We start from the raw sequence: 24,466 nt of genomic DNA, 5'->3' as shown, positions 1-24,466 counted from the left end.
CATCTAGGAGATGAACATGAACGATAAAGTATTAGCGGCCGGTTCGCGAGACGAATTTGGTGAAAAATTACAACAAAAACAGAAAATTTCACAGATGATAACTACAATCTTAAATGATACTGATTTTACACCGATTAATACACCATTAATCGAGCGCGAGAGTACATTTGATAAATATCAAAACAAGAATGTTTTTCGTTTGTTTGATCAGGTTGGAGAAAATTTAGTTTTACGTCCAGATCTGACCTTGCCCATTGCGCGTTTTTTATCAGCCAATCGACAACAAAATAGTATGTCTAGACTTTATTATATAGGGGATGTCTTTAGGCGAACCGACAGCTTGTCGGGTGATTACAATCAAGAAACGCAGGCCGGCATTGAACTGATTGGTGATCAAAGTTTTGAAGCGGAAATTCAAGCACTAGACACGATGCTTAAATTTGCGCAAGAGTTTGGGATTGTGGATGTACAAGTGGTTTTGAGTGATGCCCGTTTTATTGATGTGGTTTTAGAAAATTTGCAATTAGATCAAGACTTGCGACAACGTATGAAGCAAGCTATTGAGCAAAAAAATGTATCGGTCTTTGAGGAACTTCGGGCCACTATTCCTGATTTCCCGGAAGGGTTGGCTGGTTGGCCTTTAGCATTTGGTGAAGATGGCGAAACAGTGATGTGGCAACTGCAAGAAATACCGGCAGTTAATGATATTATCAATGATTGGTTGAAATTAGCAGAATATACGCACAAACATTATCCAGCAGTTGCAGTTACGGTTGATTTGGCAGCGGCTTCACCGCAACCATATTATACGGGCACAATTATACGTGGTTTTGTTCCAAGTTTAGGTCGATATTTATTTAGCGGCGGTCGTTATGATCGTTTGTTAGAAAACTTCCAGAATAAATCATTACCGGCGGTTGGTATGGGATTAAATATTGAAACAATTTTAGCTGACTGGCGACGTAAGCCTGAGGAAATGAAACCACAAGAACCTATTGTGATGGTACTTGGCAAGGGACGTGTTGAAAAAGATGCACGACCATTATTGAAAGCGGCTGGTATTGATACTTCGTTATTAGAAAATCCAGCACGTAAATTAATATTTGATAGTACTGACGGAAAATATCGCTTTATTTTGGTAAAACCGAGTGATGTCGTTAAATATCTTGATCGTGGCATTGGTGATGTCGGTATTGTTGGCTCTGACACGATAGCTGAGCAGGTACAAAATCATTACGATGTGCTTAATTTGCAGACAGGCAAAGCAGAATTCGTTGTCGCTGCGCCAGAAGGTTTTAATCTTGATACGCCAACGCGAAAGCGAATTGCCACGAAATATCCCAAAATTGCGACCGAGTACTTTAGTAATCGTGGGGAAGATGTCGAATTAATTAAGTTAGAAGGTTCTGTTGAACTTGGACCACTCACTGGTCTATCGGATGCTATCATTGATATCACACAAACAGGAAACACACTGCGCGAAAATCATCTGCAGGTTTATGATGCGGTTGGCCCAGTAGCTACCCACATGCTCGTTCGTGCTGGCGCCTTACTGCGTTTTCAATTAGAGCTTACGAAAGTAATCAATAACCTTGTTAATATTTTGAAAGAAGAAGAACAATGAATATTATTAAAAATGAATCACTGGAAGCAATTAAAGCTCGTATTCGTCAGCAAACAGAGAAGACGGTTGATCCGCAAGTAGAGGCTCGTGTAACTGATATTATTAAAAATGTTCGCGCAAACGGCGATGAAGCTTTGAAAGAATATGGAGAAAAATTTGATGGTGTCACTTTAGATAACTTAAAGGTGACCGATAGTCAGATTGAAGAAGCCTTTAATCAGGTTAATCCAGCCGTCATTAAAGCACTAGAAAAAGCTGCAGATAACATTCGAAGCTTTCACAAATTAGAGATTGGTGAATCCTTTGAAGATAATCCCAGTAATGGTGTGATTCGTGGAACAAAGGTGACACCACTATCAGCTGTTGGCATTTACGTACCCGGAGGTACTGCAGCTTATCCTTCGTCTGTTTTGATGAATGCTATTCCTGCTAAAATTGCTGGTGTTGAAAATATTATTATGGTTACACCACCGCAAAAAAATGGTTTAAACCAAGCTGTCTTAGCTGCTGCTAAAATAGCAGGGGTGGATCGCATTTATCAAGTTGGAGGGGCTCAAGCAATTGCCGCTTTAGCATATGGAACTGAATCTATTCCACAGGTAGATAAAATTACTGGACCGGGTAATGCCTATGTAGCGACGGCTAAGCGTGACGTATATGGTCAAGTAGATATTGATATGATTGCAGGACCATCAGAAATCGGGATTTTAGCTGATGATTCAGCAAGTGCGAAGGATGTAGCAGCAGACTTACTCTCACAAGCAGAACACGACGTTAATGCACGTGCAATTTTGATCACTAATTCTGAAAAATTAGCAACAGCAGTTTCAAAGGAGGTCGAAGACCAACTTAAAGTCTTGCCTCGTGAAGCTATTGCGCGTCAAGCAATTGAAAACAATGGTTTCATATATTTGGTTGATACGATTGATTTAATGATTGATCTGATGAACGCTGTAGCACCTGAACACTTGGAAATACAATTAGAAAATGCGTATGATTATATTTCTAAAATTAAAAATGCTGGGTCAGTGTTCTTAGGGAAGTATGCTTCTGAACCACTTGGTGATTATTTAGCCGGTCCAAACCACATTTTGCCAACAGGTGGTACAGCACGATTTAGTTCACCGCTAGGTGTTTGGGATTTCCAAAAGCGCATTCAGTATTTACAATATTCTGCTGAAGCATTATTGGCTGATTCGGCTGACGTCACAGTATTAGCACGTGAAGAAGGATTAGAAGCGCACGCCCGAGCAATTGAAAGTCGAGAAAAATAATATGTCCAGAACTGCAACAATAAAGAGAGATACTTTTGAAACACAAATTGAATTGACTTTAGATCTTGACGAACAAACACCGATTAAAGTTGACACCGGCATTGGTTACATCGATCATATGTTAACTTTGTTTGCTAAACATGGCCGCTTTGGTTTACAAGTTGATGTGAAGGGTGACTTACAAGTTGATAGTCATCATACGACTGAAGATATTGGTATTGTGCTAGGAGAAGCATTTACCCAAGCTTTGGGTGATAAAGTTGGAATTGAACGTTACGGTGCCCAATTTGTCCCTATGGACGAAACACTAACCCGCGCAGTGATTGATTTATCGGGGCGTTCCTACCTAGTTTTGCATGCCGAACTTACTGCACCAACATTGGGCACTTTTGAGACAGAGGTTGTCGAAGATTTTTGGCAAGGCTTTGCTGATCAAGCAAGAGCCAATGTTCATATTGAAGTCCTATATGGTCGAAATACACATCATAAAATTGAAAGTATGTTCAAAGCTGTTGGTCGTGCAATGCGCCAAGCAATTACTATCAATCCGGAAATTAAAGGGGTTAATTCCACCAAGGGGCGAATTTAAAATATTAGATGATTTTGTGAAGTTAAATCGTATAATACAAAGGAGAAATATATGGCGATTATTATCGTAGACTATGGCGCGGGTAATATTAGAAATGTCATGAAAGCAATTGAATATACAGGATTAAATGCCAAAGTTTCTCAAGATCCTGCCGAGATTGCTGCCGCTGATGGTCTGGTAGTGCCAGGAGTTGGCGCTTTTGCCTCAGCAATGGATAAACTTCGAGAACGTAATTTGGTTGAACCAATAAAACAGTTTTCAAATAGCGGTAAACCATTGTTGGGTGTTTGCTTAGGGATGCAGTTACTTTTTGACTCATCAACTGAATTTGGTGAAACGAGAGGTCTTGGGCTAATTCCCGGGCAAGTGGTTGAATTACCTAAACAAGAGAATTATAAAGTACCGCAAATGGGCTGGAATCAGAACAAAGTGAGCCAAATCAACCAAATCACTCGAACAATGAATGATAAATATACTTACTTTGTACATAGCTATTATGCGGTAACGGATTCAAAATATATTGCGGCAACTGTTAATTATGGAAAAGTTGATGTACCAAGTGTTGTGGTTAACAAAAATGTGATTGGTGCCCAATTTCATCCAGAAAAATCTGGACAAGATGGATTAGAGATTTGGCAAAACTTTAAGGAAATGGTAGAAAACGTATGATTTTTCCAGCAATTGATTTATTAAATGGTCAATCAGTTCGCCTTTATCAAGGGGATTATGAAAAAGAAACCACAATTAACCCAGATCCATTGAAACAGGCAAAACAAATTGAAAGCGCAGGTTTAAAGCATTTACACCTGGTTGATTTAGATGGTGCAAAGGAAGGAAAACCAGTTAATCTAAATGTTATTCAATCTTTGCGAGAACAAACAAACTTGTTTATTGAACTTGGTGGCGGTATCCGGACTCTTGAACAGGTTAACCAATACTTAAATATAGGCATTAATCGTGTGATTATTGGATCAGCAGCTTTGACTCATCCGGAACTTGTGCGAACAGCGGTTGCAAAGTATGGCTCCGATAAAATTGTTGTTGGTGTTGACGGCCGTGATGAAAAAGTTGCCACACAAGGTTGGCTTGAAAATTCTGATACGAGTTTTGATGATATTGTTGAAGCTATGTTATCAGTAGGTGTTTCGAATTTTGTTGTCACCGATATCGCCAGAGATGGGACCCTATCAGGTCCTAACATTGAGCTATTATCACGTTTACAAAATAAATTTCCTAAAAGCAATATTATAGCTAGTGGGGGTATTGCCAATATTAAAAACGTTACAGATTTACAAGCAAGCGGTATTCACGATATTATTGTTGGCCGAGCACTTTATGATGGAGATGTGACACTAGCTCAATTAAAGGAGGTGGATGGATGACTTTAGCCAAACGAATTGTTCCAGCATTAGACATTAAGAATGGTAGAGTAGTTAAAGGGGTTAATTTTGTCAATTTACGTGAAGTAGGTGATCCCGTTGAATCAGCGAAAGCCTATCAGGCTGCTGGCGCTGATGAGCTAGTGTTTTTAGACATTACAGCAACTTTGGAAGAGCGGGATACCATCATGTCAGTCGTTGATGCTGTTTCCAGGGAAGTATTCATCCCCTTGACCGTTGGCGGCGGTATTCGAACGACAGAAGACATGGGTCGTTTAATTAAAGCGGGAGCTGATAAAATATTTGTTAACTCTGAAGCAGTAAAGAACCCAGCGCTAATTACGGACGGGGCTAAAATATTTGGCTCGCAAGCTATCGTCGGCGCAATTGATGCTAAATGGGATGAGTCGGCTGGTATTTATCGGGTCTACGTTTCTGGCGGATCTAAGCCTACAAGTCTTGATGCTATTGAATGGGCCTTTGAATTAGTCGCTCGTGGGGCTGGCGAATTGCTAGTAACAAGTATGGATGCCGATGGAACAAAAAAAGGGTACGATATTCAACTCTATGATCAACTAGCAGATGCTGTGAATGTACCAGTAGTAGCCTCGGGTGGTGCTGGTTCAACACAAGATTTCGTTAATTTATTTGAGAAAACTAAAATTGACGCAGCACTAGCTGCTTCAGTATTTCATTTTGGTGAAATTAAAATACCAAATTTGAAACGAACACTGAAAGATGATGGTGTGGAGATACGCATATGATTGGAACTGAACCGGATTTCAACAAGCAAAGTCAAAATGGTTTGATCCCTGCTGTCATTGTCGACGCGGAAACAAAGGCATTTTTGATGCTAGGCTATATGAACAAAGAAAGTTATTCATTAACCAAAAGTACTGGGCAAACTTGGTTTTGGTCTCGTGAGCGACAAGAATTGTGGCATAAAGGGGAGACTTCGGGTAACATACAACAGGTCGTTAGCATGACATTAGATTGTGATTTAGATACTCTGCTAATTCATGTGAATCCTGCAGGGCCAGCCTGTCATACTAATGCTTACTCATGTTTTTTTAACACGATAAAAGGTGAAGGTTTAGCAGATGCTAATCAAGCAACCATTGCAAATAAATGGACTGATGGTTATTTTCCAAAAGAGTAAATACCACACTAAAAGGAGAAATGATGCCACAACAAACAATTGAAGAACTTTATGAACAAGCACTTGAGCGCAAACAAAATCCCCAAACAGGATCCTATACTGATTATCTATATCAAAAAGGATTAGATAAAATTCTAAAAAAAGTGGGAGAAGAAAGCACGGAAGTAATTCTCGGCGCCAAAAATAATAATGAAGAGCTAATTTATGAAACTTCAGATTTATTGTTTCATTTAATGGTCTTATTAGTTGAAAAGGGTGTCAGTTTAGATGATATTAAAGATGAATTAGGTTCACGCTTAGGAAAAAAATCATTATTGCATGAACGCGCTGATTGGCGAGGAGATAAGAAAAATGAAAAAGACAGTTAAAGCTTTAGCAGCTTATCAAGCAGAATTACCGGTAGAAACTGTAAAAGCAAAGTATGGATTGCAACATTTAGCCCGCTTATCAGCCAATGAATCTGTGTATGGTCCATCACCCAAAGTTGCTCAAGCTGTACGTGCTGTTTCCGATGATATTTTAGGTTATTATCCAGATGGACAAGCGACAGAACTACGTGAAGCGGTAGCTAAGTTAAATCATGTTGACCCACAACATTTGGTGTTTGGTGCTGGCGCAGATGAATTGATTGAGCTGTTGACTCGTGTTGTGTTGGAACCAGGATCAAATATTATTATTCCCAATCCGACATTTGGTGAATATGCGATGCATGCACAAATCGAACAGTCTACAACAAAAAAAATACCCGTTAATGTTGATAACGGGAATGTTGATTTTGATGCGATTTTAGATGCTATTGATGATAAAACTGCTATGGTATGGATAGCTAACCCCAACAATCCAACAGGGGTATTCGAAACAACCAGCTCCATTAAGCGCTTTTTGGACAAGCTGCCAGCAAATATTACGTTAGTAGTGGACGAAGCCTACTATGATTTTGTAGATGAACCTGATGCTACCGTGGCACCTTTGGTAGCTGAGTACACAAACTTGGTTGTGCTACGTACCTTATCAAAGGCATACGGTCTAGCTAATTTACGTGTTGGATATGGCATTATGCAAGATCCCCTTTATAGTGCGATGCAAGCAGTTCGTTTACCGTATAATTTATCAACCTATCAGATTGCTGGTGGCACGGCTGCTGTATTAGATCAAGAGTACTTGCAGAAAAATGTCCAACGTTTTCAAGTAGAGCGCCAAAAGTTCCAAGATTTTTTGACTAAAAATAAGTTTAAGTTTTATGAATCACAGGCTAATTTTATTTGGATAAAGGTTGGCGAAACGAAAAAAGTTGGTCAAAAATTATTAGAACAAGGTTTCCAAGTCAACGATCGACTTAATCCTGAGTGGATTCGTATTGCGTTAGGTACACCAGAAGACAATGCTGAATTAAAATTGGCTTTTTTGAAAGCTACAAACAAATAAATTCACGGATACACAAAAATGTTACGTCATTGAATAACGACGCAACATTTTTGTGTTATTAAATTTCACTTCTTTACATCAATAGCCTTACAAAGAGTTTGCCTGATTTAATACATCTTTGAAGCGCCAGTCTTCTTGGTGGTAGGCTTGTTCCCAGAACTGCCATTCTAATTCACAACTTTTAAGAAAAAACTGTGTGGCCTGTTGGCGTTGTTGAGTTGTTGCATTTTCTGCCAAGCGATCTATCCATTCAAAGATTTTGTCAGATAGTGAAACTTCCGGATCATCATCTGTATTATCATAAAAATCAATCCAGCTTTTGAATGGGTTATCATTTGTGTTCGCTTTCTCCTGAACTTGTTTTTTTGCAATTTCATTATAGGTCCAAGGGCACGCCTGAAAAGCAGCTAGAATATTTAATAAGGAGCCGGTGTCAGCCGCACGATACATATGTGATTCGTATAGATATGCTTTAGGTGTTGGCGTGGCGTGTTGCAATGTTTCATATTCGACGCCGGCAACGTCACAAAAAACATGATGGGGATGAATTTCGCTATTTAAAATGAAATCAATTGAATCAGCAAAAAATTTCATTTCATTACGATCAGTTAATTTTGTAATGGCATTGGCATAAATTTTGATAAATTCACTAAGATATTGGAAATCTTGTTCAACGTAAAAAATCAAAGCTTCTCGGGGGACGTAACCGTCCGCGATGCCACGAACAAATGCGTGATCATGAATGGCTGTCATAATTGGTGCAGCTTGGGTGCGCAATTCTTCTGAAAACATAATTTCTCCTAAAATGTTTACATGTCCAACAAAAAAAACTCTCTCTTGACTATAGGCAAAAAAGAGTATCTTTTGTAAAAAGAATACCACTTTCCTACGCTAGTATTGACTAGATCAGGTTCGAAGGGATTGATAAGTAATATCATCTCAGCCAAGAAGGCACCCCTAGTGGACAGCATATATATTTTTTAATGAGATTAGCATAGCATTGAAAAATTAAAATTGCAAATGGTTTTATGGTGTAGCTAATGGGCTAGAAAATTTCTTTGCATTTAAAATTAGAATGGGTTATACTAATTCACGAAGTTAATATTTTATCTGGGGTACCGTAAGGTTGAGATAATACCCATTGAACCTGTCAGGTTAATACCTGCGAAGGAAGAATAAGTTAGATTAAGATGTCTTTTTGATGCCATCAATCACTAAATTCTTTTGTGGTTGGTGGCTTTTTGTATAGACACTTATACTATAAAAGGTATTTTATCGAAACATACAACCTCGAAACAAGAGGAGAGATGTTTATGGAACAAGTAGAAACAGTAACAGCGGGATCAAAAGGGAAATGGTCTTTGCGAGAAGTCATTTTAATGGCGTTGATTGGTATTGCCTTTGGTGTGATTTATTTTATTATGGATCCAGTGTACACAGCACTTGATGCAGTTTTAGTTCCGCTTGGGTTACACCAATACACCATTGCAATCACTATTGGGCCATGGATGATGGCAGCCCCATTGGCTAGTTATTTATTGAAACGTGTTGGTGCGGGATTAATAGGTGAATTGCTTGGCGCCACTGGAGAAGCCTTGTTGGGCGGCTATTGGGGTGTTGCAACACTAATTTCTGGATTTGTTCAAGGTATCGGATCAGAGCTTGGTTTTACTTTGACAGGATATAAAAGCTGGAAAATGGGTTTGATTTTGTCAACATTTACTGGAACATGCGTGACATTCATCTGGTCATTGTTCCACGATGGATATCTACAATTTGATTTTGGTATGCTAGTTGGGTTGTTTATTGTTCGCTGGATTTCAATTGCATTTTTTGCCGGTCTATTAGTTTACTGGATTGTCAACTTGCTAGAGAAGTCTAAATTATTAAAAACAAACCGATAAGGTCAATAAAAGTATGACGGAATTAAAGGCCAATCATTTAGATATTAAATTTGACGATGAAATTATCTTAGAAGATATTTCACTGGAGATTAGACCAGAACAATTTATATTATTAGTTGGTTCATCTGGATGTGGCAAATCAACTTTGATGACTGCCTTAGCTGGGTTATATCCTAAATATGGCGGCGAATTGTCACAGGAAGTGTCTTTGAACCATCAGTCAATTGCTCAAATCAAAGCGAACCATCGCGCTAAAAAAGTTGCCATGCTATTTCAGCATCCAGATCAACAATTTGCCATGGATCGCGTAGAAGATGAATTGATTTTTTCATTAGAAAATTTATCTTTAACTACCGAGGAAATTGATAAGAGAATTAATTCTGCTTTATCAGAGGTAGGAATTGAATCACTGCGACACCGAGAACTTTCATACTTGTCAGGTGGAGAATTGCAAAAGGTTGCTTTAGCTGAAACATTAGCGATGGGTGCAGAAATTATTTTATTGGATGAACCTTTTGCGGCCGTTGATCCAGAGCATCGACATGAGTTACAAGTATTGTTAAAAAAATTAGTTGATCAAGGACATGGTATTTTAGTTTCAGATCATGACACAAGTGGATACGAAAATCTGATAACAGATTTATATCGTATTGAAAATCGACATATAGCATGTATTGATTCTACAGCTTGGTCTCCTTTTTTTAAACAAGATGTAAATGATAGTATTGTTACTAATGATGAATTTAATGAGTCTGTGTTTAGCATGGCACATGTGACGGTAAACAACGGTAAACAATCCATATTGAAGAATAGCAGTTTTGAGTGGGCAAAAGATAAAATCACCTTAATTACTGGACCCAATGGTATTGGAAAATCAAGCTTACTGCTTACTTTTGCAAGATTACACGATTATGAGGGCTCGTTGTTGTATCAAAGGAAGCTACTCGATAAACTTCGTAAAAAAATATATGCTAGGAAAGTTGGTTTAGTATTTCAAAATGCAGCTGACCAATTTTTAAACATTACCGTTTCTGAAGAAGTTGAGCAGGCTAGAGCCCATAGCCATCACGCTGATTATTGGACAAATGAGAAGGTTGACCAGTGCATCCAAAAGTTAAATTTAATAGGTATTGAAAAGCATAGTGTTTACGAATTGTCAGGTGGCCAACAAAAAAAGCTACAAATACTGATTATGTTAATTATTGCACCCGATACCTTGCTGTTAGATGAGCCATTATCTGGATTGGATACGAATTCTATTCAACATGTCATGAAAATCATTAAACAGTCATCAAATGACCTTGAACAAAGTATTATCATGATTTCACACCAAACACACGGCATTATTCAATATATTGATTATCATGTTCGCTTTGATCAAAATGGTTTGAAATATGAAAGTGTAGTTAATTCATGAATGAAACACAAAAATTACTATTAGTATTGCTTATTTCGATAGAAATTGCGTTCACAAAATCAGTTTATCTCAATCTGTTTTTAATTGTTGTTAGTATTTTGATTTTAATAGTGACTAAAAGCCATTTGAAAACTTTTGCTCGATTATTGATTGTATCAATTTTGCCGGCAGTCGGATCATTCACCTCATTTTATTTTTTTGGTACAGGAGACGAATCACAACGATTACATTTTGCACTAGTAATGACCACACGTGTAGGTGCTTATGTATTCATGGGTGCGGCATTTATGTCGACTATGGTTTTGTACGAATTATTACGTTCTCTTGAACAAAATGTCAAAATGTCCGCAACCTTTGTATATGGCATTCTGGGTGCATTGAGTTTTATTCCCAAAATTATAAATTCAGTTAAAACGATTCGGGCAGTGGGGCTGATGCGAGGTGAGGTCTTGAGTTTTTGGTCGCCTAAACTTTATTTTAAAGCCATTAGTCAAGCATTAATATGGTCAAATAATTTAGCGATGGCTATGACCTCTCATGGCTTTGAAGAAGGTGAAAGCCGTAGCTACCACCGATTATTTCCAACAAAAGTTTCTGGGTGGTTAATCATTGGCGTCGTTATGCTACTCATTCAGTACTGTTTATTTGTTATTAAGCTTTGGTAAACAAATGTGTTAGACTATGATTATGAAATTAAAACAAGCAGATTTACTTTTTGTAAAAAATGGACATAGCGATCTGGATGAGGGTATTGCAGAATCAACGGGAAATTTTGTTCATGTTGCGATATTAGCCGACGAAGAAAATGTCATTCATGCAACAGCTGATTCAGGCGTTTGTTTACAATCGCTTCAGCTTTTTTTAGAGAAAAATAAAAGTGCTGATGTTTACCGCACAAATGTTAAAAATACGAAGCGAATTATTATTAACGCTAAAACGCATTTGGGTAAACCCTATAACTTTTCTTTTCAGCCAGGTACGAACAGCTTCTATTGTTCACAGTTTGTAGTGACAGCCTTTGAAGACTTTGTCAAATTTAGTGAACAACCAATGTTTTTTGGAGACAGACGAAAACAAATTTCTGACTTTTGGGCTGCTTACTATAAGGAACTAAACGAGCCGGTGCCAGTCAATGTTTTGGGAACAAATCCTAATGACATGTCTCACGATCCGCAGTTACATTATGTTGGAAAAATTGACTTATAATTTAAATTAGTAAATACTAAAAAAGCCACAATATATAATGATATTGTGGCTTTTTTAAGTGTTTATAGGGGAACATAACAATCAAATTTTAGAGTTAATAGAACCAAGTGTCATAAATAGTGATTGGTTCGTGACGCTTTTGTTGCGTTGTCAGATACATCTCTTCTATTCGTTCGGCATCGGTGTTTGCAACATCTTTGCCTTCCAAATAATCGTCAATGACATCGTATCTAACACCCAGCGCAACTTCATCAGGCAACTGTGGGCGTTCATCCTCAAGATCTGCAGTAGGTACTTTGTCGTATAGATGCTTTGGGGCGTGTAATGCTTCGAGAAGCTGCCTTCCTTGTCGTTTATTTAGACGCCACAAAGGGTTAATGTCTGTGCCGCCGTCACCATACTTGGTGAAGAAACCAGCTACGGCTTCAGCTGCATGATCAGTTCCGATAACGGCACTATTATGCTCGCGAGCAACAGCATACTGGGCAATCATACGTACTTTTGGTTTAATTGAACCGCGACTCATGTCATCAACGGTTAATCCACCAAGACGCAGTGAACCTACCAGAGCATCGGTTGCATCTTTGATATTTGTTGTTACTGTTAAATCAGGTTTGATAAAATTGAGTGCATCTTGGGCATCGTTTTCATCTTGTTGTTCACCGTATGGCTGCCTAATCGCAACAAATTCGAACTTTTGATTCGTTTCTGCTCGTAGTTCAGCAATAGCAAGTTGGCCAATTTTACCAGCAAGTGTGGAGTCTTGACCACCACTTACTGCAATAGCTAAACCGGTGTAAGCACTGTGAGTGAGATATTGTTTCAGAAAATTCACAGAGCGCTTGATTTCAATGTTTGGGCCAATAACGGGCTGAACGTGCAGATCAGCAATTATTTTAGATTGTAAAGGTCTCATTTGGTCATCTCCTGTATATTGTTTCGAATGTCATGAATTAAATTCATTTTAGCATCATATAGCTTTTGAGATAAGTCAACAGGATAGGTTTCAGGATTCAGTATACGTTTGTATTCATCCCATAGATCGTTTAACGAATGTTTGGCGTAGCTTTTAATTGTAGTAATATCAGGCAAATCATAAATTAGGTCACCCTCAACAAAAATATCATGTAGCATCGGTTGTGCATCGAAATTTTTAATGTTTTTAGAAATAACAGGATGATTGGGATCAAACATGTGCAAAGTTTCCAATTGGCTAGGATTTTCATCATCGAAAGTCAAATAATCACCTTCAGATTTGCCATCTTTACTATCTGTTATTCGCCAAACTTGCTTTTTTCCAGGGGTTGAGATTTTTTCAACGTTGTTTGACAATTTAATTGTGTCATCGCCGTCGATACTAACCATCTTGTATACCGCACCTAAGGCAGGTTGATCATATGCTGTGATTAATTTTGTGCCAATTCCCCAGACATCAATTTTTGCACCCTGAATTTTAAGATTTAAAATGGTGTTTTCGTCTAAATCATTTGATGCATAAATTTTGGCATTCGTGAATCCTGCTTCATCTAACATGATACGAACTTTTTTAGAAAGGTATGCCATGTCACCTGAATCAATTCGAACCCCTTGAAAATTAATCTTATCTCCAAACTCACGGGCTACTTTGATAGCGTTTGGAACACCAGATTTTAGTGTGTCAAATGTATCTACTAGAAAAACAACATTTTTATGTGTTGCTGCGTAGGCATGAAAAGCATCATAATCGTTGTGGTAAGCTTGAACAAGCGCATGAGCATGTGTGCCAGAAATAGGAATATTGAATAGTTTTCCTGCACGAACATTAGATGTAGCATCAAAGCCACCAATAAAAGCAGCACGGGTACCCCAAAGCGCAGCGTCCAATTCCTGAGCACGACGTGTACCAAACTCTAATAGGGGGTCACCATTTGTTACACTAGCAATACGAGCCGCTTTAGTAGCAATCAATGTCTGAAAGTTGATAATATTGAGCAGTAAAGTTTCCAATAATTGAGCATCGACCAGAGGTCCTTCAACTTGCAAAAGCGGTTCATTGTTGAACATCACTTCACCCTCATAAGCCGAACGTATTGTTGCAGTCAAATGCCAGTTTTTAAGGTACGTTAAAAATTCAGTGTCGTATAGGTCTAATGATTGTAAATAATCAATATCGTCATCAGTAAATTTCAGTTGATTTAATATTTTGACAATTCGTTCTAAACCACTGAAAATAACATAGCCATTATTGAAAGGCATTTTACGGAAATAAGCCTCAAAAACAACGGGTTTTTGATCAATACCTTGTTTCCAGTAAGTATAAATCATATTAATTTGGTACGCATCCGTATGGAGCACCAGTGAGTCATCAGAATACATGTTCAAGTCCTTTCCTTCCATTATAACAATATTTTTTAGTTGTTACTTAAATTAATAAGTATTAATTATATGTCAATTTGATTGTAGTTAGATACTCAAATATTTAATTCTTGTAATAATTTTACGAGATGATTAAATTTTATAATGGCTTAATTCTTCTAGGGCTATTAAACAGTGGATTCCTGAATTAAATTCGAAAATAGGACATTTTTTGTCCTATTCTTATTGAAAAAATAGTTGTAGTATTTAAGTTATAGCAATTTAAAAAATAGCACTGGAGGAAATAGTTTAGTAATGAACAATACGATTAAACTTATGAAGTTACCTGATTTAACAGTAATCAAGCATAGTGGTGAGGGGACACAATTCTATGCCTATAAAATTAATTTTATTTTAGAAAAACTCAATTTATCAGAAAATATTATCAACGATATCAACCGTGATTTATATCAAATGTTGGCGAACCAAGCGAGTATCACAGCAATAGAAATTCGTAATTTATTGGTTTCCTTACTTAAAAAATATGAACAGCTGGATGCTGTGGATGCTTACAATTCATACTACGTAGCTGATCAACAAAAATTTTCCGATGCTTCAAATGTTCAAAAACGCATAGAGAAACTTTTTGCACAAGATGAGAGTGTCGTTCATGAAAATGCCAATAAGGATAGTCGCGTATTCAATACGCAACGTGATTTGGAAGCGGGAGCGGCAAGTCGTGCATTAGGATTACAAATGCTGCCACCTTTGGTAGCCAAAGCACATTTACGTGGAGATATCCATTGGCACGATTTGGATTATTCACCAGTCACACCAGCTACCAATTGTTGTTTGATTGATTTTGAAAACTTGCTAACAAACGGCTATAAAATTGGAAATGCGTGGGTGGATTCACCACATTCTATTCAAACGGCCACTGCGCAGATGGCCCAAATCATTGCTAATGTTGCATCTTCACAATATGGTGGTTGTTCAGCTAATCGGATTGATCAGTTACTTGCGCCTTACGCACAAATAAACTATGACAAGCACCTTGTTGACGCCAAAAAATGGATTGATGCTGACCGACAAGAAGAGTATGCCAAAGAGAAGACTTGCAAGGACATTTACGATGCGATGCAAGGACTGGAGTATGAAATCAATACGTTGTACTCGTCGCAAGGGCAAACACCATTTACAACTGTTAATTTTGGATTGGGAACAAGCTGGTTAGAGCGCGAAATCCAGAAAGCTATTTTACAGATTCGTATCAAGGGACTAGGGAAAGAGCGGCGCACGGCCATTTTCCCAAAATTAATTTTTACTTTGAAAAAAGGGCTCAATTTTAGTCAAGAAGATCCAAACTATGATATTAAGCAATTAGCTTTGGAATGTTCAACCAAACGTATGTATCCTGATTTATTAATGTACGACAAAATTGTTGAATTGACAGGTAGTTTCAAAACACCGATGGGTTGTCGTTCATTCTTACAAGGCTGGGAAGATGAAACAGGCGTTGAAGTTAATTCTGGACGTATGAATTTGGGTGTTGTTTCAGTTAACTTGCCACGTATTTCCCTGTTTGCTAAGGGTGATATGAATCTGTTCTGGAAGATTTTTGATGAGAAAATGGCGCTATGTCATGATGCGCTAGCTTACCGGATTGAACGTACCAAAGAAGCTGTACCAGAAAATGCACCATTACTGTATATGTATGGTGCTTTTGGCAAAAGATTGAAGGCCACCGATAGTGTTGATGAAGTGTTTAAGAACGGCCGCGCTACGATTTCATTAGGATATGTGGGCGTTTATGAAACATGCATTGCATTCTTTGGGCCAGACTGGGAAAAGAATCCTGAAGCACATCAATTTGCTGAAGCAGTTGTTAAAAGAATGCATGATTATTGTCAAGAATGGGCAGCAGAGAGTGGTTATCACTATAGTTTGTATTCGACACCAGCCGAATCTTTGACCGATACATTTTGCCATCTTGACCAAGAAAAATTTGGGGCTGTTCCTGATATTACTGATAAGCAGTACTATACCAATAGTTTCCACTACGATGTTAGAAAGCATCCAACACCATTTGAAAAAATAGCATTTGAAGAGACGTTCCCAAAATATGCGTCGGGCGGTTTTATCCACTATTGTGAATATCCTAACTTAAAACAAAATCCTCAAGCATTAGAAGCTGTATGGAATTGGGCCTACGATCACGTTGGCTATTTAGGAACCAACACGTGCATCGACAAGTGTTTCAAGTGTGGCTTTGCGGGTGAATTCAAATCAACAGCGCGTGGCTTTATGTGTCCTGAGTGTGGTAACCATGATCCTGAATTGTGTGATGTGGTCAAAAGAACGTGTGGCTATCTAGGAAATCCTCAGCAACGACCAATGGTTCATGGTCGACATGTTGAAATAATTTCACGTCAAAAGAATTTAACTAAGGAGATGATTGAAAATGTCGCGACCTTTGCGAAAACCAAACAATCCGATGCCCAAAGAATGGACCGCGCAAAAGTATAGTCAAAATTATGTAGCTGACTATAAAGCCTTCAATTTTGTTGATGGCGAGGGGGTTCGTTGCAGTCTATATGTGAGTGGTTGTCTGTTTTTATGTCCCGGCTGCTACAATGTTGCCGCGCAAAACTTTCATTTTGGACAGCCCTATACACAAGAACTAGAAGACCAAATTATTGAAGATTTGAGTCAAGACTACGTCCAAGGGTTGACGCTGTTAGGTGGGGAACCATTCTTAAATACAGATGTATGTTTACAGCTCTGCCGTCGGATTCGGAAAGAATTTGGCCATTCGAAAGATATTTGGTCGTGGACTGGTTATACATGGGAAGAGCTGGAACAAGAGACCTATGATAAGATGCGGTTATTATCCTTACTAGATATTCTGGTGGATGGTCGTTTCTTGGAAGAAGAAAAAGATTTAACATTACAGTTTAGAGGTAGCGCTAACCAAAGAATTATTGATGTACCTAAATCGTTGGCACAAAATGAAGTTGTCATTTGGGATAAGTTAGTGCGATGATTTATTAATAGTAATTTTTGGAAAATGTGTACACTCGTTTTTATAAAACGAGTGTACACATTTTTTTATTGATTAATATTTACAAATGAAGTTCTTCATCAAAAAAATGTTGGCGAAAATGATTAGGAGTTATTCCGGTTATTTCTTTGAAAGTTTTGACAAAATAGCTTGCGGTTGAAAAAGATAGTAAATTTGAAATCTCCAGTAATGTGAGATTCGAAGCAATCAACAATTCTTTTGCCGTATCTATTTTGGTTTGCCTAATGAATTGAGTGATCGTTATTTTATACTCTCTTTTGAACGCTGGATTCAATGTCTTTTTCGAAGCATTCAGTGCGGTAGCAATGTCATCGAGTGTAATGTTTTCGCTAATATGCTCTTTTATATATTGTTTAATTCTTTGGTGGAGTGGTAAAAAATTGTGAACCCTATGGTTTTGTACAATTTTAAAATAATGCCAAGTAATTTCTCTAATAACTTGAAAAAAATTCAGGAACTGAGGAGATAGTTCAATTTCTTGCACAAGCTCATTATGCAATTGAAATGCTGACTCGACAGGGTACCCCCACTGGATAATCGCTCGGTTTAAAATTGAGACATAGGAAATAAGCGTATCTTTTTCGCCTCTAATCATGTTGTTGGAGGCAAAACGTTCACCAATTATTTTTAAACGTGACAACTTTTCAAGTGCTGAGATTAAACTGGCTTTACGTGAATAAACAATCGATTTGATAATATCAGTTTCTGCATTAAAAAAAGTTTTTGGATCAAAGGATTCGCTGCTTTCTTTTTTGATGTGGAGTTTATCTGAAAACTTTGTAATGTGGACCTCTTCTTCTGGCGCATCGTTAGAATTATATAAAGTATAGATGATTTGAGAAATGGATTTTAGATTTGAAAGGGAATGTAACATCATTAACTCACTACTCGTTGATAGTGGATCGTCGTATTTAAAAGAGAAGCAAACGATGCTTTCTTCATTGACATGGCAAGTTAAAATATGACCAGAATTATAGTCTAGAGATTGATAAATGTGATTTGTGAGCAGCTCAATATTATCAATTAATAAATTCACAACATTTTTATTGGAATTATTAGTAGATTCATCTAAGTAATTTACTTGTTTTGTGGCAATGTCAATCAAAATAACATCAGCATTTAAAATGTTTGCTAACTTTTTAATATCTTTCATTACTTCTCCCGGAAATTACATTTAATCATTAAACGTGTTATTAGCATTTGTTCTTTCTTTATAAAATGTATTTATTCATAATTGTATAAAAACTATTAAGTAATAAATATAACATCAGGAAGCAAAATATCTTATTTTGATATAAACTACCTTTTTTTATCATGAAATTGCAAAAGGATTCATACATAATATGAAGTACTTGTGATCATACAGCTTAATTTCGAGAGAATAATCACATGTAATTTGTAGAGAAAGGTGGATAAAAATAGAGAAGTACATCACATAGTTACAGATTCTGTAATTGGTGAAAGTCATAATATATTTTAGCCTGTACTAAACTTTTATCAAAAAGAGTTTGTATTTTTAAAATTGCGGTTCTCAATACAAACTAGCAATTTTAACACTTTGTGAGAGAAGTGATGATTTTTAAAACAAGAACGCTGAAGAGTTCTTAGAAGGGAGAAATATGAAAAATAACATTCACAAGATTGTGAACGGCTTATTTCTGCGTGTCTTTGGAATTTTGTTGATATTGTCAACATTAGTAGCAAATGCGCTGATGATTCCACTAACTACAGTATCTGCTGCGAGTGATATTACGCCACAGTATACGAGTAATAGTACAGGCGTATTTCCCACTAATTCGTGGACTATTCCAGGTCAAAATACGGTAATAAATCATCAAGGTGGAGATGCTAGTAATGGCTGGGACAAGAATAGCAGTTGGAATGGGGATTCATCTGATACATCAAAATCATATTTGAAATTTGGTACTGACACTAGTAACCCAGATTACCAAATTCGTAAGTATGCTAAAGAAACGTCCACACCTGGGTTATACGATGTCTACTTGAACGCCAAAGGTAATGAAGTTAAGAATATTAAACCGATCGATATTGTGTTAGTTGTTGATATGTCGGGATCAATGGAGCCGGCGAATAATCCGTCTGGAAGTAACAGAGCTCAGGCTACTAGAGATGGCGTTAAACAATTTCTACAAGCAATTAAAGATGCTGGAATTTCCCAGTACGTTAATGTTGGTTTGGTGGGTTTCTCAAGCCCAGGAAACTATGTTACCGGTTCAAACGGGTATCTAGAAGTTGGGATGCAGAGCCTTTCAACAACTGGGCAGACAGAACAAATAAATAAAACTCTATCTCCGACTTTTTCAGGTGGAACATTCACACAATTGGGAATTCGTAGAGGTCAAAAAATGCTCGACGACGATAAAAATGATCACAAAAAAATGATGATTTTACTGACAGACGGTGTTCCAACCTTTTCTTATAAAGTCACCCAAGCAACAACTATTTCAGGAACGACTTATGGAACAGCATTTTCCTCCTCAGATCAGGATCAACCCGGATCTACTTCACAATTTGTAAGTGGGAGAAATAATTGGGAAAGTCGGAAAAATCGTTACATTAGTGGAACTGATCCTAACGGAGCAACTACAAGTGCACAGAATTATGGACTATATTACAATACTGGTAACAATGTCAAAATTTGGAATACTTGGGCAGCAACGCTGGGAGAAGCAAAAATCAGTAGAGATAGTGGTACCGAAATACATGCTTTAGGAATACAGTTAGGTGATGATAATAATAATAATTATTGGGATTCGCCACTTTATCTATCCTCCAATAATGTACGTTCCAGAGCTAGTTTAATTGCTTCATCTGGTCTTTATCAAGATGCTAACAGTGCATCTGATGTGGAAACGTATTTGAAAAATCAAGCAAAAGATGTTCTGAGTCAATTCAACACGGTCAACCAAGGAAGTATTTCAGATCCGTTAGGTTCTCAATTTATTTATGGAGATGACACGCCGACGGTTAAGAGTGTAGGAAGTAGTGTTGTTCAGAATTTACCAACAGTTACCAAATCAAACGGAAGTATCTCTGTAAGTAATATTAATCTGGGGAAAGATCAAGAAATTCAAATACATTATCAGGTGCATTTAAATACTGAATCAGATAATTTTAAACCGGATTACTGGTATCAGATGAATGGCAAAACAACATTTACACCGACAAAGGATAGTAACGCTGTAGAATTTGGTGTTCCTTCTGCGAAAGCACCTGGAACGGAGCTAAAGGTTATCAAACAATGGCAAGAGTTGACTGATTCATCGAAGCGACCAGATAGTATTAATTTTGAAGTAACGCGAACTACGAACAACCAATCAAACGATTGGCGGGCAACTGGTACTTTGAGTAAATCGGATAATTGGTCTAAAACTTTCAAACAGTTGAATAGAAATAATCAATCGGTTTCGTTACCAGCTTATGATAACAAAGGTGGAACGTTCAATTATCAGGTGCTAAACGAAAGTACGGATGGTTACGTTTCAAGCATTACTAACAAAATAAATGAGTCAACGATAACAAATACACAATATGGTTTGATTATTGATAAGTATGCAAGTAACTCGAAAAATAAACTCACTGGTGCTGAATTTATTGTTAAATCAACGGATGGAAAGCAGTCCTATACATTAAAAGATAATCAGTTACAGCAACTGACACCAGGGGATTACACCATTCAAGAAACTAAGAGTCCATCTGGGTATCAACTTGATTCTACGGTTTATCCAATAACACTATCGCAAGATGGAAAATGGTCAAGTAGCGGTCAAGGTATTAATGTGAAATCACCAACCACGGATGGCAACGGCTATAAAGATGGTTTTTCTATTGCTACTGACAAATCAAACAATACTGATAAGAATAATGTTGTTAGATTTGTCAAAAATGATACTTTCAAGAAGTTTAATCTGACAGTTAATAAAGTTGACAAAACAACTGGAAATGCGCTAAAAGGTGCTAAATTCACATTAACTGACTCTGATGGCAAAACATCAGTTTACAAAGAAACCGATCCAACGTCGACTTTCACTTTTGAAAATCTTTCATCAGGAACATATACTTTGAAAGAATCAAAAGCTCCTGATGGATACATTGCTAGTAAAGATGTCACAATAATAATTTCTGATGATGGCAGTGTTAAGGTAACTAACAATAATGGCGATTGGAAATCAACTTTACAAAATGATGCAGGTAACAATCAGATTAGCCTAACGGTCAACAATTCAAATAAAACTGTTTTTCCATCTACAGGTGGCACTGGTATTGTGCGCTACATGTTGATAGCTGGGGCCTTTATATTAATTGCCTTGGGTGCTAGCGGTTATTATATTTTCCGAATAAAGAGGGGTAACCGATCATGATTAAAAAAATGATTGTGTTTATCATTACCTGTATTTCATTTGGGTTGCTTAGCTTGCAACAAGACAATTTAAAGGTTTTAGCCGATACTGATAACCAATTTACGATAGAATTGCATCATCAGTTGAGTGTGTATGAATCAAATCCAGTATCCTATACTCCTGGCAGTAACGTAACATTTCAATTGTATGATTTGACGGCTGATTACCAGAAGCATGAAAATGATGAAAATTATTTTGAAGATTTGAAATCTCAAAATCAGGGTATTCAAAATTATATTCAAGACAATCATATTCGTTTGATGGATACTAAAACTACTGATGCCAATGGACAAGCAACATTTCATGTTTCAAAAGAATATGGAAAAGCTTATCTTATTGTGCAACAAAAAAGTAGCCAACTTGAAAGTGATGGTTTATCCTATGAGCAGGTTAGTGATCCAGTCGCATTTTCGCTAAGAAATCAAGATATGGATAAAAACAAGCTTGAAATTGAGACCAAATCTGCTATTGTGACACGCATACCATATTTTTTTAAATATGGAAAAACGCTTGATCATAAAGAATTACCATTAGCAGGTGTCAAATTTGTGTTGTATAAAACAGTTGACAACCAAAAAAAATACCTGACTGATGACAATAGTTGGAAAACCACTGATGACCCATTACATGAAAAAGAAGTAAAAAAAGTCGTATCTGATGATACCGGTTTAGTTGCTTTGAATAATAGTAAGCTACCCGCGGGTCAATATTATTTTCAAGAAGTTCAAACATTAAAGAACTTTGAAATATCTTCTCAGGCACAACACATTAGTGTTAATATTCCAGCAGTCACTAGCTTAGCTAATGTACCGCCAATTACTGTTAATGGCGAGCCGTTGTCTAAAATAGCTGCGGGTGTGATACCTAATGACGTGTATCAAAATGCAAGTCCGAGAGTTTTGAATTACCAAAAAAAGCAACCCACTAAGAAACCACCGTTTAGCTTGCCATTCTTACCAGAAACAGGAATAGCAATTGGTTCAATTTCTTTAGTCGGTTTGTTGATTATTTTATTGGTAATATTGATAAAAATTTATAAGAAGAAATTACAATTAAAAAGGAGTTTTAAAAATGAAAAGTAAATCATGGTCACAAATGGCTAATGCGATTTTACTCGTACTTCCTCTTTTAGTATCAGCCTTGTTTGGTATTACTAATGTATCTGCGGACACAACAGATAGTGTTAATGTTACATTGCATAAAAGGGTCTTTGATGAAGGACAAGTACCGGATAGTAAGACCAATACAGGTGAAGTAGATAATAATTTTGGTGGAACGCCATTAGCAGGTGTTACTTTTACAGCTTATGATGTAACTGACCATTATTTGAACTTACGTTCTAGTGGTGACACTGCTGAAAAAGCATCCCAAGAGGTTCAATCTGATGCCGCTGATGCTGCACCAAGTTACGCCACAAAAGTTGCAGAAGGTGTAACAGCTGGAGCCGATGGCACAGTAACTTTTTCAAATTTGAAGTCTAAGGACGGCGATAAAGACAAGGTTTACTTGTTTGTTGAAACAAATTCACCAACAAATGTCACACAAAAAGCTGCTCCAATTGTGTTAGCTTTACCTGTTTATAAGTCAGGGTCAGACTCAGAAATTAATTCTGATGTTCACGTTTATCCCAAAAACGAACAAACTGATGCTATTACAAAAGATTTAAGTGACGAAAGTAAAAAAGATTTGATTGTGACATTGCCTGATGGATCAAAGGTCTATAATGCCACTTATGGTCAAAAATTTGGTTATCAATTGCAAATAGCAGTACCATGGAACATTGCGGATAAAGATACATTTAATGTAGTTGATACGCCCAACTTAGGTATTGATGATGATGCTACTACGGTAAAGGTTGCAGGATTAACTAAAGGAACTGACTATACAGTTTCAGCAACTGATGCAACTGACAAAAATGGTAAAAGTTTTAAAATAACATTTAATCCAACTGCAGCTGCTGTTAAGGCTGCTGCCGGTAAAAAGTTAACAGTTACTTATGATGCTACCTTGACTAATGCTGCTGTTCCTGACAAAGCATTGAACAACACGGCTACGTTAAATATTGGTAACGGAACAGATGTTACTTCTACACCGGTTCAAGGACCTGAAATTTACACTGGTGGTGTGAAATTCGTTAAGCAAGACAAGCAAAGTGCTGCAAAGCTTGCTGGTGCAGAGTTCCAGTTGGTTAAGTTAAATGCTAATGGTGACAAAGTTGCCTACGCAACGCAAGCAACTGATGGTTCATACACATGGGCATCAAATAATGACTCAGCGACAACATATACATCAAATGATCAAGGATCAGTTGAATTAAAGGGTCTTGAATATTCAAACAAGTTGGCTGATGGTCAAAGCTATGCACTTGTTGAAACAAAGTCTCCAGCTGGTTATGCGCTTTTGACAGCTCCTGTTAAGTTTACAGTTACTAAAGGAAGCTATGCTGACAATCAAACAATCACTGTGACAAACATTAAGAAGGGTATCTTACCATCAACTGGTGGTTCTGGTATCTACTTGTTCTTGATTGCAGGTGCACTTTTGATGAGTGGCGCATATGTTTGGAATAAGCGTAATAAAAAGAACCAAAATATTTAATCATATTTGAAAACTAAAGTGCAAACCATGTTCGTGGTAAGCACTTTTTTTATA

The 24,466-nt window shown here is 37.2% G+C and carries 22 protein-coding genes and 2 riboswitches; of the genes, 18 read left to right on the top strand and 4 right to left on the bottom strand.

Features of this window, described 5'->3' with window-relative positions; translation table 11 throughout:
* The first annotated feature begins 16 nt into the window (after window positions 1–16).
* The 9 genes from hisG to hisC are packed head-to-tail and all read left to right on the top strand — an operon-like array spanning window position 17 to window position 7,450.
* Window positions 17–1,624, top strand: a complete 1,608-nt coding sequence (gene hisG / locus LEUM_RS10520; RefSeq protein ID WP_011680219.1) for an ATP phosphoribosyltransferase — start codon at window positions 17–19, stop codon at window positions 1,622–1,624.
* Window positions 1,621–2,898: a histidinol dehydrogenase gene (hisD, locus tag LEUM_RS07605; protein ID WP_011680218.1), complete on the top strand. Its 1,278-nt coding sequence runs from the start codon at window positions 1,621–1,623 to the stop codon at window positions 2,896–2,898. Before hisG ends, hisD begins: the two co-directional genes overlap by 4 nt.
* Before the next feature lies 1 nt (window position 2,899).
* Entirely contained in the window at window positions 2,900–3,487 is a 588-nt protein-coding gene (gene hisB, locus LEUM_RS07600) for an imidazoleglycerol-phosphate dehydratase HisB (protein WP_010284284.1), read from the top strand.
* A 51-nt stretch (window positions 3,488–3,538) separates the two neighbouring features.
* Entirely contained in the window at window positions 3,539–4,156 is a 618-nt protein-coding gene (gene hisH / locus LEUM_RS07595; RefSeq protein WP_011680217.1) for an imidazole glycerol phosphate synthase subunit HisH, read from the top strand.
* Complete coding sequence (gene hisA, locus LEUM_RS07590; RefSeq protein WP_011680216.1) at window positions 4,153–4,869, top strand: 1-(5-phosphoribosyl)-5-[(5-phosphoribosylamino)methylideneamino]imidazole-4-carboxamide isomerase; 717 nt, start codon at window positions 4,153–4,155, stop codon at window positions 4,867–4,869. Before hisH ends, hisA begins: the two co-directional genes overlap by 4 nt.
* A complete protein-coding gene (gene hisF / locus LEUM_RS07585; protein WP_011680215.1) occupies window positions 4,866–5,630 on the top strand; it encodes an imidazole glycerol phosphate synthase subunit HisF in 765 nt (254 codons plus the stop codon). The genes hisA and hisF overlap by 4 nt, the downstream gene beginning before the upstream one ends.
* A complete protein-coding gene (gene hisI / locus LEUM_RS07580; RefSeq protein ID WP_002815284.1) occupies window positions 5,627–6,025 on the top strand; it encodes a phosphoribosyl-AMP cyclohydrolase in 399 nt (132 codons plus the stop codon). Before hisF ends, hisI begins: the two co-directional genes overlap by 4 nt.
* A gap of 23 nt (window positions 6,026–6,048) precedes the next feature.
* Complete coding sequence (gene hisE / locus LEUM_RS07575; RefSeq protein ID WP_011680214.1) at window positions 6,049–6,393, top strand: phosphoribosyl-ATP diphosphatase; 345 nt, start codon at window positions 6,049–6,051, stop codon at window positions 6,391–6,393.
* Entirely contained in the window at window positions 6,377–7,450 is a 1,074-nt protein-coding gene (gene hisC / locus LEUM_RS07570) for a histidinol-phosphate transaminase (RefSeq protein WP_011680213.1), read from the top strand. The genes hisE and hisC overlap by 17 nt, the downstream gene beginning before the upstream one ends.
* A gap of 87 nt (window positions 7,451–7,537) precedes the next feature.
* On the opposite strand, the gene tenA is transcribed toward hisC, so the two are convergent.
* Complete coding sequence (tenA, locus tag LEUM_RS07565) at window positions 7,538–8,242, bottom strand: thiaminase II (protein WP_011680212.1); 705 nt, start codon at window positions 8,240–8,242, stop codon at window positions 7,538–7,540.
* 74 nt (window positions 8,243–8,316) lie between these two features.
* Window positions 8,317–8,419, bottom strand: a riboswitch (TPP riboswitch).
* 132 nt (window positions 8,420–8,551) lie between these two features.
* Window positions 8,552–8,641: riboswitch (TPP riboswitch) on the top strand.
* A 122-nt stretch (window positions 8,642–8,763) separates the two neighbouring features.
* On the opposite strand from tenA, the gene LEUM_RS07560 reads away from it, so the two are divergent.
* Genes LEUM_RS07560 through LEUM_RS07545 form a run of 4 tightly spaced genes read left to right on the top strand, consistent with a single transcriptional unit; the run spans window position 8,764 to window position 11,977 of the window.
* Complete coding sequence (locus LEUM_RS07560) at window positions 8,764–9,354, top strand: ECF transporter S component (protein ID WP_011680211.1); 591 nt, start codon at window positions 8,764–8,766, stop codon at window positions 9,352–9,354.
* Window positions 9,355–9,367: 13 nt separating this feature from the next.
* Complete coding sequence (locus LEUM_RS07555) at window positions 9,368–10,771, top strand: ATP-binding cassette domain-containing protein (RefSeq protein WP_011680210.1); 1,404 nt, start codon at window positions 9,368–9,370, stop codon at window positions 10,769–10,771.
* Window positions 10,768–11,436 carry an energy-coupling factor transporter transmembrane component T family protein gene (locus tag LEUM_RS07550; RefSeq protein WP_011680209.1) on the top strand — a complete coding sequence of 223 codons (669 nt, stop codon included), beginning with the start codon at window positions 10,768–10,770 and terminating at the stop codon, window positions 11,434–11,436. The genes LEUM_RS07555 and LEUM_RS07550 overlap by 4 nt, the downstream gene beginning before the upstream one ends.
* 16 nt (window positions 11,437–11,452) lie before the next feature.
* Window positions 11,453–11,977 (top strand): YiiX/YebB-like N1pC/P60 family cysteine hydrolase, encoded by a 525-nt coding sequence (locus tag LEUM_RS07545; RefSeq protein ID WP_011680208.1) that lies wholly within the window; start codon window positions 11,453–11,455, stop codon window positions 11,975–11,977.
* A gap of 94 nt (window positions 11,978–12,071) precedes the next feature.
* Here the strand turns inward: LEUM_RS07545 and nadE are convergent, their stop codons facing one another.
* Together nadE and LEUM_RS07535 are read right to left on the bottom strand one after the other, a co-directional pair.
* On the bottom strand, window positions 12,072–12,893 hold the full coding sequence (gene nadE / locus LEUM_RS07540) for an ammonia-dependent NAD(+) synthetase (protein WP_011680207.1): 822 nt from the start codon (window positions 12,891–12,893) through the stop codon (window positions 12,072–12,074).
* A complete protein-coding gene (locus tag LEUM_RS07535) occupies window positions 12,890–14,332 on the bottom strand; it encodes a nicotinate phosphoribosyltransferase (RefSeq protein ID WP_011680206.1) in 1,443 nt (480 codons plus the stop codon). The genes nadE and LEUM_RS07535 overlap by 4 nt, the downstream gene beginning before the upstream one ends.
* Window positions 14,333–14,626: 294 nt before the next feature.
* On the opposite strand from LEUM_RS07535, the gene nrdD reads away from it, so the two are divergent.
* Both nrdD and nrdG read left to right on the top strand, forming a co-directional pair.
* A complete protein-coding gene (gene nrdD, locus LEUM_RS07530; RefSeq protein ID WP_011680205.1) occupies window positions 14,627–16,837 on the top strand; it encodes an anaerobic ribonucleoside-triphosphate reductase in 2,211 nt (736 codons plus the stop codon).
* Window positions 16,773–17,354 carry an anaerobic ribonucleoside-triphosphate reductase activating protein gene (gene nrdG / locus LEUM_RS07525; protein WP_002815265.1) on the top strand — a complete coding sequence of 194 codons (582 nt, stop codon included), beginning with the start codon at window positions 16,773–16,775 and terminating at the stop codon, window positions 17,352–17,354. Before nrdD ends, nrdG begins: the two co-directional genes overlap by 65 nt.
* 79 nt (window positions 17,355–17,433) lie before the next feature.
* On the opposite strand, the gene LEUM_RS07520 is transcribed toward nrdG, so the two are convergent.
* Entirely contained in the window at window positions 17,434–18,546 is a 1,113-nt protein-coding gene (locus tag LEUM_RS07520) for a helix-turn-helix transcriptional regulator (protein ID WP_010293598.1), read from the bottom strand.
* Window positions 18,547–19,012: 466 nt separating this feature from the next.
* On the opposite strand from LEUM_RS07520, the gene LEUM_RS07515 reads away from it, so the two are divergent.
* Genes LEUM_RS07515 through LEUM_RS07505 form a run of 3 tightly spaced genes read left to right on the top strand, consistent with a single transcriptional unit; the run spans window position 19,013 to window position 24,412 of the window.
* Window positions 19,013–21,775, top strand: coding sequence for a SpaA isopeptide-forming pilin-related protein (locus LEUM_RS07515; protein WP_011680204.1), 2,763 nt, complete (start codon window positions 19,013–19,015; stop codon window positions 21,773–21,775).
* Window positions 21,772–22,896 carry a pilin N-terminal domain-containing protein gene (locus tag LEUM_RS07510; protein WP_011680203.1) on the top strand — a complete coding sequence of 375 codons (1,125 nt, stop codon included), beginning with the start codon at window positions 21,772–21,774 and terminating at the stop codon, window positions 22,894–22,896. The genes LEUM_RS07515 and LEUM_RS07510 overlap by 4 nt, the downstream gene beginning before the upstream one ends.
* Window positions 22,886–24,412 carry a SpaH/EbpB family LPXTG-anchored major pilin gene (locus LEUM_RS07505; protein WP_011680202.1) on the top strand — a complete coding sequence of 509 codons (1,527 nt, stop codon included), beginning with the start codon at window positions 22,886–22,888 and terminating at the stop codon, window positions 24,410–24,412. Before LEUM_RS07510 ends, LEUM_RS07505 begins: the two co-directional genes overlap by 11 nt.
* Window positions 24,413–24,466: the final 54 nt, after the last annotated feature.

It is taken from the genome of Leuconostoc mesenteroides subsp. mesenteroides ATCC 8293 (assembly GCF_000014445.1).
Classification (GTDB): domain Bacteria; phylum Bacillota; class Bacilli; order Lactobacillales; family Lactobacillaceae; genus Leuconostoc; species Leuconostoc mesenteroides.
Note: the sequence above shows the minus strand (reverse complement) of the source record. Positions and strands in the feature narration are given on the sequence as shown.